General features: G+C 29.2%; 17 protein-coding genes and 1 pseudogene. 14 read left to right on the top strand and 4 right to left on the bottom strand.

The annotated features are described in order from the left end of the window. The first annotated feature begins 69 nt into the window (after positions 1–69). The gene (locus tag ABFX13_RS09095) at positions 70–1,365 is read left to right on the top strand and encodes a bifunctional folylpolyglutamate synthase/dihydrofolate synthase (protein WP_346045169.1); all 1,296 of its coding nucleotides are present in this window, start codon (positions 70–72) and stop codon (positions 1,363–1,365) included. A gap of 52 nt (positions 1,366–1,417) precedes the next feature. On the opposite strand, the gene ABFX13_RS09100 is transcribed toward ABFX13_RS09095, so the two are convergent. Next, entirely contained in the window at positions 1,418–1,669 is a 252-nt protein-coding gene (locus ABFX13_RS09100) for a TIGR03905 family TSCPD domain-containing protein (protein ID WP_346045171.1), read from the bottom strand. 137 nt (positions 1,670–1,806) lie between these two features. Between ABFX13_RS09100 and ABFX13_RS09105 the strand changes: the two genes are divergently transcribed. Further along, positions 1,807–2,673, top strand: a complete 867-nt coding sequence (locus ABFX13_RS09105) for a YncE family protein (RefSeq protein ID WP_346045173.1) — start codon at positions 1,807–1,809, stop codon at positions 2,671–2,673. On the opposite strand, the gene ABFX13_RS09110 is transcribed toward ABFX13_RS09105, so the two are convergent. The 3 genes from ABFX13_RS09110 to ABFX13_RS09120 all read right to left on the bottom strand — a co-directional run bounded on the left by ABFX13_RS09110 (position 2,660) and on the right by ABFX13_RS09120 (position 3,855). Beyond that, positions 2,660–3,211 (bottom strand): DUF4364 family protein, encoded by a 552-nt coding sequence (locus ABFX13_RS09110; RefSeq protein WP_346045175.1) that lies wholly within the window; start codon positions 3,209–3,211, stop codon positions 2,660–2,662. The genes ABFX13_RS09105 and ABFX13_RS09110 overlap by 14 nt on opposite strands. A gap of 169 nt (positions 3,212–3,380) precedes the next feature. Continuing rightward, positions 3,381–3,584 carry an alpha/beta-type small acid-soluble spore protein gene (locus tag ABFX13_RS09115; RefSeq protein WP_346045178.1) on the bottom strand — a complete coding sequence of 68 codons (204 nt, stop codon included), beginning with the start codon at positions 3,582–3,584 and terminating at the stop codon, positions 3,381–3,383. A 106-nt stretch (positions 3,585–3,690) separates the two neighbouring features. Then, positions 3,691–3,855, bottom strand: a complete 165-nt coding sequence (locus ABFX13_RS09120; RefSeq protein WP_346045180.1) for a hypothetical protein — start codon at positions 3,853–3,855, stop codon at positions 3,691–3,693. Positions 3,856–4,102: 247 nt separating this feature from the next. Between ABFX13_RS09120 and prdR the strand changes: the two genes are divergently transcribed. From prdR to ABFX13_RS09180, 12 genes and pseudogenes are all read left to right on the top strand, one after another. Next, positions 4,103–5,866 carry a sigma-54 dependent transcriptional regulator PrdR gene (gene prdR, locus ABFX13_RS09125; RefSeq protein WP_346045182.1) on the top strand — a complete coding sequence of 588 codons (1,764 nt, stop codon included), beginning with the start codon at positions 4,103–4,105 and terminating at the stop codon, positions 5,864–5,866. Positions 5,867–6,197: 331 nt separating this feature from the next. Further along, entirely contained in the window at positions 6,198–7,484 is a 1,287-nt protein-coding gene (gene prdC / locus ABFX13_RS09130) for a proline reductase-associated electron transfer protein PrdC (protein ID WP_346045185.1), read from the top strand. An 18-nt stretch (positions 7,485–7,502) separates the two neighbouring features. Further along, positions 7,503–9,383, top strand: coding sequence for a D-proline reductase (dithiol) proprotein PrdA (gene prdA, locus ABFX13_RS09135; RefSeq protein WP_346045187.1), 1,881 nt, complete (start codon positions 7,503–7,505; stop codon positions 9,381–9,383). 37 nt (positions 9,384–9,420) lie between these two features. Next, positions 9,421–9,693 carry a CBO2463/CBO2479 domain-containing protein gene (locus ABFX13_RS09140; RefSeq protein ID WP_055340599.1) on the top strand — a complete coding sequence of 91 codons (273 nt, stop codon included), beginning with the start codon at positions 9,421–9,423 and terminating at the stop codon, positions 9,691–9,693. Positions 9,694–9,709: 16 nt separating this feature from the next. After that, a complete protein-coding gene (gene prdB / locus ABFX13_RS09145) occupies positions 9,710–10,435 on the top strand; it encodes a D-proline reductase (dithiol) protein PrdB (protein WP_147546764.1) in 726 nt (241 codons plus the stop codon). 57 nt (positions 10,436–10,492) lie between these two features. After that, positions 10,493–11,746: pseudogene (prdD, locus tag ABFX13_RS09150) on the top strand (proline reductase cluster protein PrdD). Between the two features lie 11 nt (positions 11,747–11,757). After that, the gene (locus ABFX13_RS09155; RefSeq protein ID WP_021130144.1) at positions 11,758–12,765 is read left to right on the top strand and encodes a proline racemase; all 1,008 of its coding nucleotides are present in this window, start codon (positions 11,758–11,760) and stop codon (positions 12,763–12,765) included. A gap of 111 nt (positions 12,766–12,876) precedes the next feature. Then, positions 12,877–13,749: a sulfite exporter TauE/SafE family protein gene (locus ABFX13_RS09160; protein WP_187006366.1), complete on the top strand. Its 873-nt coding sequence runs from the start codon at positions 12,877–12,879 to the stop codon at positions 13,747–13,749. Between the two features lie 192 nt (positions 13,750–13,941). Further along, complete coding sequence (locus ABFX13_RS09165; protein ID WP_346045192.1) at positions 13,942–14,577, top strand: single-stranded DNA-binding protein; 636 nt, start codon at positions 13,942–13,944, stop codon at positions 14,575–14,577. A 130-nt stretch (positions 14,578–14,707) separates the two neighbouring features. After that, entirely contained in the window at positions 14,708–15,277 is a 570-nt protein-coding gene (locus ABFX13_RS09170) for a class I SAM-dependent methyltransferase (RefSeq protein WP_270646628.1), read from the top strand. A gap of 35 nt (positions 15,278–15,312) precedes the next feature. Further along, positions 15,313–15,462, top strand: a complete 150-nt coding sequence (locus ABFX13_RS09175; protein ID WP_187527425.1) for a hypothetical protein — start codon at positions 15,313–15,315, stop codon at positions 15,460–15,462. Continuing rightward, the gene (locus tag ABFX13_RS09180) at positions 15,455–17,230 is read left to right on the top strand and encodes a sigma-54 interaction domain-containing protein (RefSeq protein ID WP_428833871.1); all 1,776 of its coding nucleotides are present in this window, start codon (positions 15,455–15,457) and stop codon (positions 17,228–17,230) included. The genes ABFX13_RS09175 and ABFX13_RS09180 overlap by 8 nt, the downstream gene beginning before the upstream one ends. Positions 17,231–17,236 lie beyond the last annotated feature (6 nt).

Below are 17,236 nucleotides of genomic sequence, written 5' to 3' on the forward strand. Positions count from 1 at the left end.
TAAGTGTTTTGACGAAATTAAGTATCATATAAATAAAAGTACTTAATTAACGCAGTATGGAGGAATGATATGAACTATAATGAAGCATTAAAATATATACATGAAAGTCATAAGTTTGGAATGAGATTGGGTCTAGACAATATAAAAAAATTATTAGAGCTATTAGGAAATCCTCAAGATAACCTTAAAATAATACATGTAGCTGGAACTAATGGTAAAGGATCAACATGCTCATTCATATCAACGATATTAAAAGAAAGTGGATACAAGGTTGGATTATATACATCTCCATTTTTAGAAACTTTTACAGAAAGAATAAGAGTTAATGGAGAAAATATCCCTGAAAATGAAGTAGCTAAGATAGTGAAAATAATAAAAGAAAAGATAGAAGTTATGGTCAGCGAAGGATATTCGTATCCTACTGAGTTTGAAATAGTAACAGCAATGGCATTTTATTACTATAATCAAGAAAAAGTAGATTTTGTAGCTTTAGAGGTAGGGCTTGGAGGAAGATATGATGCTACTAATGTCATTGATAAACCATTAGTAAGTGTTATAGCATCGATAAGCTTAGACCATACAGGAATTTTAGGAGACACCCTAGGAAAAATAGCTTATGAAAAGGGTGGAATTATAAAAGAAAATTGTACAACTATATCATATACACAAAAGGAAGAGGCAAAATTAGTTATAAAAGATATATGTAGTGAAAAACAATCTAAATATATAGAATGTAATTTTGATGATATAAATATAAAAGAGTCAAATGTTAATTATCAAAAATATGATTGTGTTGTAAATGGAAGAAAGTATGAAAGTCTAGAGATAAAATTAATTGGAGAGCACCAAATAAAAAATTCTGTATTAGCTCTTAATGTTATAGATTATATTAAAGAAAATGAAAATATTAATATATCAGAAGAAAGTATAAGAAAAGGGTTAATTGAAACTAAGTGGCCAGGACGAATAGAGAAAATTAAAGAAAACCCTATGTTTATAATAGATGGAGCTCATAATGAAGAAGGAGCTATGTCTTTAGCAAAATCTATAGATAAATATTTTGAAGGTAAAAATAAAATTTTAGTAATAGGTATGCTTGAAGATAAAGATATAGATTCAGTATTAGAGATATTAATACCTAGATTTAATAAGGTTATAACAACTATACCAGATAATCCAAGAGCAATAGATGCTAATAAACTTAAAGAAAAAATAAATAAATTTAATATAGAAGTAATTTGTAAACCAAATATAAAAGATGCAGTTATTTACGCTTTAGATAATTCTAATGAAGACGATGTAATAATAAGTGCGGGATCTTTATATATGATAGGAACTATTAGAACAATAATTAATAGTATGTAACAAAAAAGAGTTTGAAAATGAATTAATACCTCAATTTCAAACTCTTTTATTATTATTTAGATAATTGCTCGCGTAAAGCCTTGGATAATTGATCAGGACAAGATGTAGATTTACCTCCGCAAGGTATTCCTGCTAATTTTTCAGCTATCTCATCTGCTGGTCTTCCTTCAATTAAATGTTTAAGTCCTATTAAATTACCAGGACATCCACCTACAAAATTAACACTTTTCACGATGTTATTCTCATCAATATCAAATTCTATTTCTTTACAACAAACCCCTGATGGTTTAAAATTTACTTTCATTATAATATCCTCCCAAGTTGTGTTAAATAAATAATATCAAAGAATTACAATGTATTTCAAGAACAAAATTAGTAATAAGACAAGTATTTAAAGCAATATACTATGGTAGTACAACTTATTAGTAAGGAGGTTTTATTTTGAAGCTATATACATCTAATTATTTATCACAAAGCATAAGTGTCATAGATTATAAAACTCTTAGTTTAGATAAAGAAATAAACTTAGGGCCAGATATATATCCTCATCATTTTTGTATAGATAGAGAAAAGGATATAATATATATACCTAGTTCTTTTGATGGAGTATTATATGTTTTTGATATGAAAAGTGATAAGATTATAGATTCTGTATCTATAGGTGGAAATCTTAGTCAAGTATCTCTTTGTGAAAACGAGCTATTTATAGCAAATGAGGATTCTAATAGTATATACGTTTTAAATAAAAATACATTAGAACCTATAGGTGTTATTAGTGTAGATAATATGCCTCATGGGTTTGCGTTTGATGATAAATCAAATAAATTATATGTACCATGTATAGATTCTATACTATGTATAGATATAGTAAAAAAGTGTATAGAAAAAAAGATAAATATAGATTGTAAAGCATGGCATATAAGAATAGATAATAAAAAGGATTTAATATATACTTCCACTTTAGAAGGTAAAATAGTAGTTTTAGATAAGTATGAATTAAATATAGTGGATATTATAGATGACTTATTAATACCTGTTGAAATTTGTATAGACTATGAAAATGAACTTATATATATAGCAGATTTAGGATATAAAGCTATAAGAATTTTAGATTATAATACATATAAGTACGTAAACTGTATAAAAATTGATGGAAATCCACAGGGATTAGAGTTATCTAAAGATAACAAATATCTATTTGTAACAGATACTACTAACAATAGCATAAAAGTATATAAAACCAATGAGAATAAATTAATTGATGAAATTAAGGTAGGAAAAGAGCCTACTACTATTATATTTGTGTAGGCTCTTTTTTACTTGTAATAAGCAAGTCTATTACTTCAGCATACATATAAGATGCGTTCTTTTTCCAATTATCACATATTAGTTTAGCTTGTTTTTCGGAAGACACGTTTAAATTTAAATCTATTAGGTTGGATTGATTTTCAATAACTCTTAGATTTACTATGTATTCATTATCACTTTGTCTAACAAAACTAGATTTAACTTGAGTATCAGCTAATAAGTTTTCTTTGTTTAATTTAATGTATTCATCTATCTTTTCCGTAATTTGAGTAGGAATTCTAGATAAAAAATATTCTAGAGCTTCGATACCCTTTTGCGTTAAAGTATAATACTCCTTATTTGAATCTTCATATATTTTTAAGAAGTTAGAATCCATAAGTTGTGATAGAAATTGTTGTAATGAGAAATAATTCATTACCTCTGTCTCAAGAATAACTTGAGTAATTTGAGAATTAGTTAAATCCATATTTATTTTTTGTAAAACATATAAAATTAATAACTTATGGTAAGCTAATTCTTCAGATGAGTTTTCAAACATAATATCATCCTCCGTGTAATGTTTCTATATAATTATATTAAACTAAAACATATAAAAATAAAAGTAAAAATTGAGAATTACATAAGCGTATATAATTGGCTTTTATGTGCAATCATTCAAAAAGGCTACCTATAAAGGTAGCCTTTTTCCTTGATGTCAAATTTACTACTTACTTTCCAGACATTTGTCTTTCTGCCATTTCTACTAGCTTTTTAGTCATGTATCCACCTACATAACCATTTTGTCTAGCAGTTAAGTTACCTTTGTCTATTGAATCATAGTTTGATAAACCTAACTCATTAGCTATTTCTAACTTCATTTGATTTAATGCTGCTCTAGCTTCTGGAACGGCTTTTCTAGATGATGATGACATAGTAAATTTCCTCCTTAAATGTTAGATGTCTTACGATAACAAGTGTGTTGTTATCGTTGATATTAATTTAACCAGTAATAAAAATTATATTCATATTTTTAAAATTTTATTTAAATTTTGTATCGATTTTTATCTTTCTATCTTTTCTTATACCCTCTTGTATACCATGTGCTTCTCTTCTAAAATGTGTACTATTTAACTTTACACTTCTTTGTTCATTATTTTCAGATTTACCTTTTAATACGCCAAATTCACTTCTTAGATTATTCAATATAAACACCACCTTTATAATGTATTACAATTAATTTTCCCAATTAATAAAATTAATTTAGTAGTAATTTTTTGAAAAATTAAATTTGTAATAAAGTAGTTAGAAATAAAAAATTTTATTTTAAGCATGGATAATGTGGATTTTTTAGACACTTAAATAAATGTAAAAATTTGGGTTTTAAATATTTTTTAATATCATCTATATAGTATAATATACTTTATAAATAAGTGTTTTTAGGGAGGTTATGATGTTTTCTGTACCAGAAACCAAAATTGTAAAAGACGTAATGAGTAAGAAATTCGTATTGGTAGATGAGAATATTACTTTAGGGCAAGCTATAGATTTGATTGTAAAAGAAAACGAAAGAGAGATTATGGTTGATGATGGAAATGGGGGCATCAAAGGAATAATATCTTTAACAGATATATGTAATTCGTCTGCAAAATACAAAGATTATAAAAATGAATTAGTTAAAAATATTATGAGTAAAGATCTAATATTTGTAGATATGAATGAAAAATTAGATGAGTGTAGAAACATAATGATGAAAAATAATATAGGTGTATTACCTGTTTTAGAAAATAAAAAATTAATAGGAGTAATTAATCAAAGACATATAAGAGATTTTTTATATATGGAACTAGAAGATTATGGAATAACAGTTAGGCATATTATAGGTGAGATAAAAGAAGGTATATGTGCTATTAATACAGATGGAAAAATAGTTCTTTGGAATAAGTTTATGGAAAATAGATATAAAATAAAATCCGAGTGTGTAGTTGGTAAGAGTATAGAAAAATATCTTAGAGGAACTGTATCATCTAAAGTTTTAAAAACTAAAACTAGAGAAAGTGGTATATATAAAATTGAAGATAGTGATGTTTACGGATTGGTAGATGCAAATCCTATATTTATAAACTCTGAATTTGTAGGAGTTGTATGTACAGAAGTTGATATAACTGAAGCAAAGAAACTTTCTCAAAAATTAGATAAAGCAAATGATAGATTAAAATATTTAGAAGATGAAGTAAAAAATTTATCAAAAGGAAGTTTTGATAATATTTTAGGAAGAAGTTATAAGTTAGAAAGAGCAAAAGAAGTTGCAAAGAGGGTATCAAAGACAACTAGTAGTATATTTATATATGGAGAAAGTGGAACAGGAAAAGAAGTTTTTGCAAGAGCAATACATGATTATAGTGAAAGAAAAGGCCAATTTATACCAGTAAACTGTAGTGCTATACCATCAGAATTATTTGAAAGTGAATTTTTTGGTTATGAAGCTGGCGCTTTTACTGGAGCTAATAAAAAAGGTAAGATGGGGATATTTGAACTTGCTAAAGATGGTACTGTATTTTTAGATGAGATAGCAGATTTGCCATTAAGTATGCAAGCTAAACTACTTAGAGTATTACAAGAAAAAGAAGTTAGAAGAATTGGTGGAGAAAAAAATATAAAAATAGATGCTAGAATTATATCTGCAACGAATAAAAACTTACAAGAATTAGTTGAAGATGGTAAATTTAGAGAAGATTTATACTATAGATTAAATGTAGTAGAAATAGATTTACCTCCACTAAGAGAAAGAAAAGAAGATATCTTATTATTAGTAGATGAATTTATAGAAGAAATTTGCAAATCTAATAATAGAAAAAAATTAAAAATAAGTAAAGAATCTATGGACATCCTTCAAAGATATAGTTGGAAAGGTAATATAAGAGAGTTAAAAAATACTATAGAGAATATAGTTGTATTATCTAGAGGGGATATAATTGAGAAAGATGATATACCTATGTACATTGTAGAATCAAGCAATGAAAATAATATAAATGAAGAATATCCTCTGGATTTAAATCAAGCGATAAGTAAACTAGAGACGAAAACTATAAAAAAAGCATTGGAAATGGCAAATGGAAACAAAGCTAAAGCTGCTAAAATATTAAATATACCAAGAACAACTTTATATTATAAAATAGAACAATACAACATAAATATGTCTAAAAATAGACAGTAGACGAAAAATTGACATTATTTAAAGTTAACTTAAGGGACAGTTATATAGAGGTCTGTGATAAAAATAACTAAATATTATTGCAAATAATTTTATAAAAGTGTCAGAAATTAGACAGTATGAATGGGAAAACGTAATTTATTGGAATTTTTTGATGATAAATAAGATGAAATAGATGTTTTATATGAACATAGAAGTGAAAAATATGTCGAAAAATGTTATTTTATAAACAAATAAATTATTCATTATCAAAAAAATAAATAATTTTAAAAAGTTGGCATGGTAATTGCTAATATAAAAAGGTGTTAAATAAAATAGTCAGGGGGTGGAATCCATGATGCTTAAGATAGAATTAAGACAACATGTAGGGGCTCCGTGTAAACCGATAGTTGAGGTAGGAAGTGAAGTTAAAAAAGGACAACTTGTTGCTGAACCTCAAGGATTAGGTGCTAACATACACTCTAGTGTTTATGGTAAAGTAGTTGATATAACAGACTCTGCTATATTAATAGAAGCTGATGAAAATCAACCAGAAGAATTTGTAAAGATTAAAGAAACTGAAAATAATCTTGAAGCCATAAAAGAAGCAGGTATAGTTGGTGCAGGAGGAGCTGGTTTTCCTACACATATAAAACTTAATGTAGATCTTACAGGAGGTTGCATAATAGCAAATGCAGCTGAATGTGAACCAGTACTTGGACACAATGTAGAACTTATGGAAAATAATCCTGAAATAATAGTAAAAGGATTAAAGTATATGCTTGATATAACTAAAGCAGATAAAGCATATATAGCTGTAAAGCCTAAGTATAAAAAAGCAATATTAGCTTTAGGAAAAGCTTGTAAGGATGAACCAAATATAGAATTAAAATATTTACCAGATATGTACCCAGCTGGTGATGAAAGAGTTATAATAAGAGAATTATTAGGAATAACTCTTGTACCAGGACAACTTCCAATAGAAGCTAAAACTGTAGTTTCTAACGTTGAAACAATAAAGCGTATAGTAGAAGCAATAGAAGAAAGAAAACCTTTTATAACTAAGGATATAACTGTTGGAGGAAGAGTTGTAGGAGCAGAAAATCATGGCAAGGTATTTATGGATGTTCCAATAGGAATGCCTGTAATAACATATATAGAAAAATGTGGTGGATTTATAAAACCTTATGGAGAAATAGTTTTAGGAGGACCTTTCACAGGAAGACATGGTGAAGAGGAAAGTCCTATCACTAAGACCCTAGGAGGAATTTTAGTATCAATGCCACTTCCACAAGAAAGCAGAAAGTTAGGAATAATAGCATGCGAATGTGGAGCACAAGAAGACAGACTAAAACAAATAGCATCATTAATGGGTGCTGAAGTTGTAGCTGAAGAAAAATGTAAGAGAATGACAGAGGTAAATGGTAGATTTAGATGTGATTTACCAGGTATATGCCCAGGTCAAGCAGAAAAAGTTCTTAAGTTAAAGAGTCAAGGAGCTGAAGCTGTACTAATAGGTAACTGCGAAGACTGAACAAACACAGTTATGCAAGTGGCGCCTAGGTTAGGTTTGCCTGTATACCATAGTACAGACCATGTATTAAGAGCTTCGGGACATAGATTATATAGAAGAAAAAAATAATGCTAGGAGGTATTAGAAATGTCAATAACTGTAGAAACAGCTAAAGCTCATGCTAAAGATCCAGCGGTTTGTTGCTGTAGATTTGAAGCAGGGACTGTGCTAGAACCATCAAATTTAGAAGATCCAGCAATATTTGCTGACTTAGAGGATTCAGGATTATTAACAATAACTGATGATTGTTTAAAAATAGAACAAGTTTTAGGAGCTAAATTAACTAAAACTGTTGATGCTTTAACTCCATTAACACCTGATTGTGTAGAAGGTATAGTTGTAGCTGAAGAAGCTAAAGAAGAAGTTGAAGTTGAAGAAGTTAAGGAAGTAGCACCAGTTGCTTCTGTAGCACCTGTAGCTCCAGTAGCAGCAAGTGGACAAACTATAAAAATACATATAGGTGAAGGTAGAGATATAAACTTAGAAATACCTCTATCAGTAGCTCAAGGTATGGGTGTAGCACAACAAGCAGCACCAGTTGTAGCTGAAACTGTAGAAGCTGTAGAAGTTAAAGCTGAACCTGTTCAAGAAGCTAAAGCAGTAAGAAGCTTAACTAAAAAGCATTTTAAAATAGATAAAGTAGTTTTTGCTGAAGAAACTAAAATAGAAGGAACTACTTTATATTTAAGAAAACCAGAAGAGTTAACTAAGGAAGCTGTAGATTCAGAAGAATTAGTTGTTGATATGAAACTTGAAATAATAACTCCAGCTGAATATAACAAATATAGCGAAACTATAATGGACGTTCAACCTATAGCTGCTAAAGAAGAAGGAGAAATAGGTGAAGGTGTAACTAGAGTGATAGATGGGGTTATAATGATGGTAACTGGTACAGATGAGAATGGAGTTCAAATAGGTGAATTCGGTTCTTCAGAAGGTGTACTAGAAACTAATATAATGTGGGGAAGACCAGGTGCTCCTGATAAAGGTGATATATTCATCAAAACTCAAGTAACAGTTAAAGCAGGAACTAACATGGAAAGACCAGGACCTTTAGCTGCTCACTGTGCATCTGATTATATAACTCAAGAAATAAGAGAAGCTTTAAAACAAGCTGATGAATCTTTAGTAGTTGATACTGAAGAATTAACTCAATATAGAAGACCTGGTAAGAAAAAAGTTGTTGTAGTTAAAGAGATAATGGGACAAGGGGCAATGCATGATAACTTAATATTACCTGTAGAGCCAGTTGGAACATTAGGAGCTAAGCCAAACGTTGACTTAGGAAACGTACCAGTTGTGTTATCTCCACTTGAAGTATTAGATGGTGGTATACATGCATTAACTTGTATAGGACCTGCATCTAAAGAAAACTCTAGACATTATTGGAGAGAACCATTAGTAATAGAAGCTATGCATGATGAAGAAATAGATTTAGTAGGTGTTATATTTGTAGGATCTCCTCAAGTTAATGCTGAGAAATTCTATGTATCTAAGAGATTAGGTATGATGATAGAGGCTATGGGTGTTGATGGTGCTATAGTAACAACTGAAGGATTCGGAAACAACCATATAGACTTTGCTTCTCACATAGAACAAATAGGGAAAAGAGGAGTAGCTGTAGTAGGTGTAAGTTTCTCAGCTGTTCAAGGTGCTCTAGTTGTTGGTAATGAATACATGAAATACATGATAGATAACAATAAATCTAAACAAGGTATTGAAAATGAAATATTATCAAACAATACATTATGCCCAGAAGATGCAATAAGATCTTTAGCAATGTTAAAAACAGTAATGGGTGGAGAAGAAGTTAAAGCTCCTGAAAGAAAATGGAATGCTAACGTTAAATTAAACAACGTTGAATTAATAGAAAAAGAAACTGGTAAGAAAATAGATCTTGTTGAAAACGAGCAAATATTACCAATGAGTGAAAAAAGAAAAAATATATACGAAAAAGACGCTAAATAGTAAAAGACGTTAATTGATTATGGAAGGATGAATGAAAATGGATAGATTAAAATATATATCAACTGAAAGAATGTATGAAGGAGTAATAGTAGAGATAACTGACGGTGGGGTCACTATAGACTTAAAAGGCAGATTAGGCCAATTTAAAATACCGAAAAGAATGCTTATAACTGACTATGAACTTAAGCTTGGTCTTGAGGTTGGATTTATGTTAAGTTATCCAGAAGTATTAAGTCCAGAACCTAATCAAAAATATGTTGACATAATAGAAAGAAATAAAAAAATAAACCAAGAGGATTTAGATAAATAGAAGGGAGAGGAAAAATATGAGCCTTACAACAATAAAAGGACTTCAATCTGAAATATATGTTCCGATAACACCTCCTCCAGTTTGGACTCCTGTAACTAAAGAATTAAAGGATATGACTATAGCTTTAGCTACAGCAGCAGGTGTACACTTAAAATCTGATAAGAGATTTAACTTAGCAGGTGACTTTACTTATAGAGAAATACCAGATACAGCAACTACTGATGAGATGATGGTATCTCATGGTGGATACGATAACGCTGACGTTAACAAAGATATAAACTGTATGTTCCCTATAGATAGATTACATGAATTAGCTAAAGAAGGTTTCATAAAATCTGTAGCTCCAGTTCATATAGGATTTATGGGTGGTGGTGGAGACCAAACTAAATTCACTGAAGAAACTGGTCCTGCTATAGCTAAAAGATTAAAAGAAGAGGGAGTAGACGCTGTAGTTCTAACAGCTGGCTGAGGTACTTGCCATAGAACTGCCGTGATCGTGCAGAGAGCAATAGAAGAAGCTGGTATACCAACTATAATAATAGCAGCTCTTCCTCCAGTAGTTAGACAAAACGGAACTCCAAGAGCAGTTGCTCCATTAGTTCCAATGGGTGCTAACGCTGGTGAACCAAATAACGTAGAAATGCAAACACATATATTAAGAGATACTTTAGAGCAATTAGTTAAAATACCATCTGCTGGTAAAATAGTACAATTACCGTACGAGTACGTAGCTCAAGTATAATAGATAACATAGCCCTTCTCTATAATTAGAGGAGGGCTTATATAAAAGGTGATATACGTGGAAGAGAAAATACTTAGACGATTAGTCATTAAACCATTTCATATAAATAATGTTGAATTCAATGATAAAATCTCAATTAAAAAAGGTACTCTATCTATAAATAACAATTACATAAAAGAAATTCTTAAACAGGAAGAATTAATAACAAATATAAAAGTAGATATAATCAAACCTGGAGATTATGATAGAAAAATTAATACTATCATGGACATAATCCCTATATCTACCAAGGTTTTAGGAAGACTTGGAGAAGGTATAACACATACTTTGACAGGTGTATATGTAATGCTTACAGGAGTAGATGAAGATGGAAGACAGATGCATGAATTTGGTTCTTCTGAAGGAATATTATCACAACAGATGATATTTGGACGAGCAGGAACCCCTTCTGTTAACGATTATATAATACATTTTGATGTAACTGTTAAAGGCGGTTTACCATACGAAAGAAAGCTTCCATTAGCAGCTTTTAGAGCTTGTGATAAATTTATACAAACTATAAGAGAAGATTTAAAACAACAAGATGGAAGAGATGCTACGCAAGTTCGTGAATATTTTGACAGAATAAGACCGAATGCTAAAAAAGTTGTCATAGTAAAACAAATTGCAGGACAAGGTGCAATGTATGATAATCAGCTATTTTCTCAAGAACCTAGTGGTTTTGAGAGTGGTACATCAATAATAGATATAAAAAATGTACCAATGATAATATCACCTAATGAATATAGAGATGGTGCCTTGAGAGCTATGACTTAATGAGGTGAGATTATGGGAATAGGACCATCAACTAAAGAAACATCTCTACATCATTTTAGAGATCCACTTTTAGATATTGTAGGGAATGATAAAGACATAGATCTTTTAGGAATAGTAGTAGTAGGAACACCACAAGATAATAAAGATAAAGAATTTGTGGGACAAAGAACAGCTGCATGGCTAGAAGCTATGAGAGCTGATGGAGTTATAATTTCTTGTGATGGGTGGGGAAACTCACACGTAGATTATGCTAATACTATTGAGGAAATTGGAAAAAGAGATATCCCACTAGTTGGACTTACATTTAATGGAACACAAGCTAAGTTTGTTGTTACTAATAAATATATGGATACAATAGTAGATTTTAATAAATCAGATGAGGGGATAGAAACTGAAGTTGTCGGCGAAAACACAGTAAATGAGTTAGATGCAAAAAAAGCACTAGCTTTTCTAAAATTAAAAATGAAAAATAAGAAAAAAAAAATTAATACATAGGGGGCTGTACAATGAAATTTTCAAGAAGCATACAAGCGATAGATTCTCATACAATGGGCGAACCAACAAGAATAGTAACAGGTGGAATTCCTAACATAAAAGGAAAAACAATGGCTGAGAAAAAAGCTTACTTAGAAAACAATCTAGACCATTTAAGAACTGCTATAATGTTAGAGCCAAGAGGACATAATGATATGTTTGGTTCTATAATAACTCAACCTTGCCATGAAGAAGCAGACTTTGGAATAATCTTCATGGATGGTGGAGGATATCTAAACATGTGTGGACATGGTTCAATAGGAGCTATAACTGCTGCTGTAGAAACTGGTATGGTAGAAATGAAAGAGCCTGTAACTCACGTTGTAATGGATACTCCAGCAGGTATAGTAAAAGGTGAAGCTAAAGTAGAAAATGGAAAAGTTAAAGGAGTTTCTATAGTAAACGTACCAGCATTTTTATATAAAAGAGATGTTCAAATAGAAATGCCTGAAATAGGAACAGTAACTTTTGACATATCTTTCGGTGGAAGTTTCTTTGCAATAGTTAAAGCTAGTGAATTAGGATTAAAAGTTGAACCTAAAAATGCTCAAAAATTAACTGAAATAGGTTTAAAAATGAGAGATATAATAAATGAAACTATAGAAATACAACATCCAGAATTATCTCATATAAAAACTGTAGATTTAGTTGAAATATATGATGAGCCAACTCATCCAGAAGCTACTTATAAAAATGTAGTTATATTTGGACAAGGACAAGTGGATAGATCTCCATGTGGAACAGGAACAAGTGCAAAACTTGCAACACTACATGCAAAAGGGGAATTAAAAGAAGGCGAATTATTTGTATATGAAAGTATATTAGGAACGCTATTTAAAGGAAGGGTAGTAGGAACTGATAAAGTAGCTGATTATGATGCTATAATACCTGAGATAACAGGAGCTGCATATATAACAGGATTTAACCATTTTGTTATTGACGATGAAGACCCGGTAAAATATGGATTCATATTAAAGTAGTATAGTGTTAAAAATTAACTTATAATAAATATGATTAAATGCTTTTATAGTATTTAATCATATTTATTGTGCAAGACATTTTTAATTAATATCAGTAGGAGGAATTATAGGATGTTAAATTTAGTAAGATTTCTATTAGCAGCTTTTATATCTCTATTTAGTTTTAATTTCTTTAGAGATTTATTAAAAGCTAAGGCATCAAACAAGTTTGAAAACGTAGCAGCATGGAAAGCTCTTTTAACAGGATTTGTAACAGATTTTTTTGATGCCTTAGGTATAGGTTCTTTTGCGCCTACAGTGGCAATGATGAATGTGTTAAAAGTAAATATACATGATAGACTATTACCAGGAACATTAAATGTATGTCATACTATACCAGTTGTTGTTGAGGCTTTTATATTTACTACTGTTATAGATGTAGATGCAATAACTTTAATAAGTTTACTAGCAGCTGCAGTAGCAGGGTCTTATATAGGAGCTGGTATAATAGCTAAGATGGATGAAAGAAAAATACAAATGGTTATGGGACTTGCATTAGCTGTAACAGCAATATTAATGTTATTAGCTCAGTTAGGATTAATGCCTGGAGGAGGAAATGATACTGGATTAACTGGCTACAAGCTTGTTATAGGTATTGTTGGTAACTTTATATTTGGAGCGTTAATGACTGCTGGAGTTGGATTATATTCTCCATGTATGGCTATGGTTTATTTCTTAGGAATGTCTCCTAAAGTAGCATTCCCTATAATGATGGGATCTTGTGCGTTATTAATGCCAATAGCAAGTGTTAAGTTCATAAAAGAAGAAGCATATGCTAAGAAAACTTCTTTACTTATATCTATAGGTGGGGTTATAGGGGTAATAATAGCTGTTTACTTTGTTAAATCAATGCCTATGGAAATCTTAAGATGGTTAGTTATAATTGTAATAGCATACACTTCAATAACTATGTTAAAAAAAGCATTAACTAGCAAACGAGCTTAGATAAGACAATTAGATAAAATAAAAAATGTACCGTATTTTAAGATGCGGTATATTTTTTATTTTTTGCCATATAAAAGGAGTTTTGTTGTATTTTCTTTTTACAAAGCAGTAATAAAATTAAGTACATATAAATATATTTATTATATAGATTCAAGATAAAATATGGTAATTAACAATTTTGGGGGGAATAATATGATAAATTTAAAGGAAGATACTAACATAGTAAATTTAAGAGGAGAACTTGAAGAAGAATTAACATTTAGTCATGAAATATTTGGGGAAAAATTTTATAGTACAAAAATTAAGATACATAGATTAAGTGATACATATGATATTTTGCCTATAACTATATCAGAAAGGTTATTACAAGAAATCAATTTAAATGAAAATAACTTAATTGATGTAGTTGGTCAATTAAGATCATATAATAAAAACATAGATAGTAAAAATAAATTAGTATTAACTGTTTTTGCTAGAGAAATAAAAGCTGTAGAGGAAGATACTAAAGACCCAAATAGTATTTTCTTAGATGGATATATATGTAAAAATCCTATTTACAGAAAAACTCCTTTAGGAAGAGAAATAACAGATTTACTTGTAGCCATAAATAGACCATATAACAAATCTGACTATATACCATCTATAGTATGGGGAAGAAATGCTAAGTTTGCCAAAAATTTAAAAGTTGGAGATAGAATACAAATGTGGGGTAGGGTTCAAAGCAGAGATTATGAAAAGAAACTTGATAATGGAGATGTTGAAAAGAGAGTTGCTTATGAAGTTTCTATATCAAAAATAAAAAGATTAGATGAAAATAATATAAACTAAATATATTACGTTTAGGAAAACCATATTAAAAAAATTATTTAAAAATGGTTATTGAATAGTTGCTCGTGATTTATTATAATCTATTCTATGATGTAAAAAACAAACACTGAAAAGTAGAAGGGGGAGCACTGTGAAAAGCGTAGTACAATGGAGTTACGAATCAAATTACTCTGCAGAGGATGCCGAAGAAGACATATTAAACACGATAAGATATACTATAGGAGAAAAAATCCTTCTGGTGGGAAACATAGGTACCTTAGGTAAGAGATTAAGGATGATGGGAGTCCATGTTACTATACTTGAAGATAGTGCATATCATGATATATGCTACTCTTTAGTGCACAATGAGAATTGTAGCGTAGTTAAGGGCTGCTTAGAATTATTACCTTTTTCAGACCAGTTCTTTGATAAAGTGATTGTATTAAGTCAATTTAACTACACTAATAATCAAAATAAAGCTTTAAAAGAAATCCATAGAGTTTTAAACCAAGATGGAGAAGTTATACTGCAAGATCCCAACTTAGAAAAATTTAAGATAAAATTAAAATGTATTAAGCATAGATTATTCGGAGAACGTATAAAATATTATTCTCCTAAAGAGATTGTAAAAAAACTTGAACATTCAAACTTTAAAGGTGTTTTAGAAAATTTAAATAGTGATAAATATATTTATATAGGAAGAAAAATTATTAAAGACTAGGTTATACCTGGTCTTTTGTTATAGGAGGAAATTTAATGAAAATACATTATAGTATGATAATTGTAGTTATGTTATTTGTAATATTAGTATCAATACAGTATACTTTAAATAAGATATACAAAACACTTAATGAAATGAAATTACTAATGTACAAAGATAGACTAAGGGATGGAAAATATGATTAATTTAAACTTTATAAAAAGAGATATACAAAATATAGCAGAAGCCATATCATCTGTTTTAGAAATTGATGTAACTATAGTAGATTCAAACTTAGTAAGAATAGCAGGAACAGGAACATATTTTAAGAAAATAGGTCAACAGTTAAGAGCATATTCAGCATTTAAGTATTCATTAACAACCAAAAAAGAATTAATAATAGAAGACCCTAAAAGTAATAAAATATGTAATGAATGTTATAGTAGTGGAATATGTAAAGAATTTGCTGAAGTATGTTGCCCTATAGTTTATGATAATAAGTCTTATGGAGTAATAGGTTTAATTGCATTTACAAAAGAACAAGCAGATGTAATTAAATTTAGAAAAAAAGATTTAATGAATTTCCTACATAAAATGGCAGACTTAATATCTAGTAAATTAAAAGCAGAAATAAAGACTTATGAAGTGGAGTTAGAAAAGAAAAAACTAGAAACCTTATTAGATAATATGGATAAGGCGGTAGTATCTTTAGATGTAAATGCTAATATAGAAAAATATAATTTAAAGTTTAAAGAAGTATTTGATATAAAAAGTGATATAATAGGTAGCTCTATAGGAGATGTATTAAAATTTATAAAACTTAATAACTTTAATAGTATAAATAATGATAAAACTTATAACTTTATTTATAGAGGAGATAGTAAAGAATTTAAGGGGATTTATAATATAAAGCCTATAATATTAAATTATGAACTTAAAGGATATGTCCTAGACTTTATAGACAGGGTAGATGCTATAAAAAACTATAATAAAATGAGTAACGACCATAGAATATTTTTAGATAATATAATTGGAAATAGTTATGCAATAAATAAGGCTAAAGAAGAAGCTTTAATGGCATCAAAAACAAGTTCTACAGTTTTAATAACAGGAGAAAGTGGTACAGGTAAAGAACTATTTGCAAGAGCTATACACAATCATAGTTATAGATCGGGAAACCCTTTTATAGCAATAAACTGTGCAGCAATTCCTGATAATTTACTTGAAAGTGAACTATTTGGGTATGAAGAAGGAGCATTTACTGGAGCTAAAAAAGGTGGAAGTTTAGGTAAATTTGAATTAGCTGATAAAGGAACTATATTTTTAGATGAAATAGGAGATATGAGTTTACATCTACAAGCTAAATTACTTAGAGTATTGCAAGAAAAAGAAGTGGACAAGATAGGTGCTAAACATAATGTAACTATAGATGTTAGAATAATTGCAGCAACTAATAAGGATTTAGAGGATATGGTTAAAAAAGGAACATTTAGAGAAGATTTATATTATAGATTAAATGTAATACCTGTAGTTTTGCCAACCTTAAGACAAAGAAAAAATGATATACATCTTCTTATAGAATATATGATAAGAGAATACTCAAATAAGTTAAGTAAAAATGTAGAAGGTATAGATATTCAGGCGATGGAATATCTTTGTGATTATAGTTGGCCAGGTAACATTAGAGAGTTACAAAATGTTATAGAGTATAGTGTTAATAGGTGTGAAGGTATTACAATAAATCTTGATAATATACCAAATAGAATAAAATATGGTCATTCAAATAATGAATTAACTTTAAATACAACTGAACAAATTATCACATTAGATGAGTTAGAAAAAAATGAAATAATAAAGGCTTTAGAAAAGTATAAAAATTATAAGAAAGATAAAGATTTAGCAGCAAAAGCTTTAGGGATATCTAGAGCTACATTATATAGGAAAATAGATAAATATAAAATAGTCTCAAAATGATATTAA

The sequence above is a fragment of the Paraclostridium tenue genome, from assembly GCF_039521565.1.
In the GTDB taxonomy this organism is placed as follows: Bacteria; Bacillota; Clostridia; order Peptostreptococcales; family Peptostreptococcaceae; genus Paraclostridium; species Paraclostridium tenue.

Coding starts and splice junctions, on each gene's coding strand:
- ABFX13_RS09095 (WP_346045169.1), top strand. CDS start 70: ATGAACTATAATGAAGCATTAAAATATATACATGAAAGTCATAAGTTT.
- ABFX13_RS09100 (WP_346045171.1), bottom strand. CDS start 1,669: ATGAAAGTAAATTTTAAACCATCAGGGGTTTGTTGTAAAGAAATAGAA.
- ABFX13_RS09110 (WP_346045175.1), bottom strand. CDS start 3,211: ATGTTTGAAAACTCATCTGAAGAATTAGCTTACCATAAGTTATTAATT.
- ABFX13_RS09115 (WP_346045178.1), bottom strand. CDS start 3,584: ATGTCATCATCATCTAGAAAAGCCGTTCCAGAAGCTAGAGCAGCATTA.
- prdR (WP_346045182.1), top strand. CDS start 4,103: ATGTTTTCTGTACCAGAAACCAAAATTGTAAAAGACGTAATGAGTAAG.
- prdA (WP_346045187.1), top strand. CDS start 7,503: ATGTCAATAACTGTAGAAACAGCTAAAGCTCATGCTAAAGATCCAGCG.
- ABFX13_RS09140 (WP_055340599.1), top strand. CDS start 9,421: ATGGATAGATTAAAATATATATCAACTGAAAGAATGTATGAAGGAGTA.
- ABFX13_RS09155 (WP_021130144.1), top strand. CDS start 11,758: ATGAAATTTTCAAGAAGCATACAAGCGATAGATTCTCATACAATGGGC.
- ABFX13_RS09160 (WP_187006366.1), top strand. CDS start 12,877: ATGTTAAATTTAGTAAGATTTCTATTAGCAGCTTTTATATCTCTATTT.
- ABFX13_RS09165 (WP_346045192.1), top strand. CDS start 13,942: ATGATAAATTTAAAGGAAGATACTAACATAGTAAATTTAAGAGGAGAA.
- ABFX13_RS09175 (WP_187527425.1), top strand. CDS start 15,313: ATGAAAATACATTATAGTATGATAATTGTAGTTATGTTATTTGTAATA.
- ABFX13_RS09180 (WP_428833871.1), top strand. CDS start 15,455: ATGATTAATTTAAACTTTATAAAAAGAGATATACAAAATATAGCAGAA.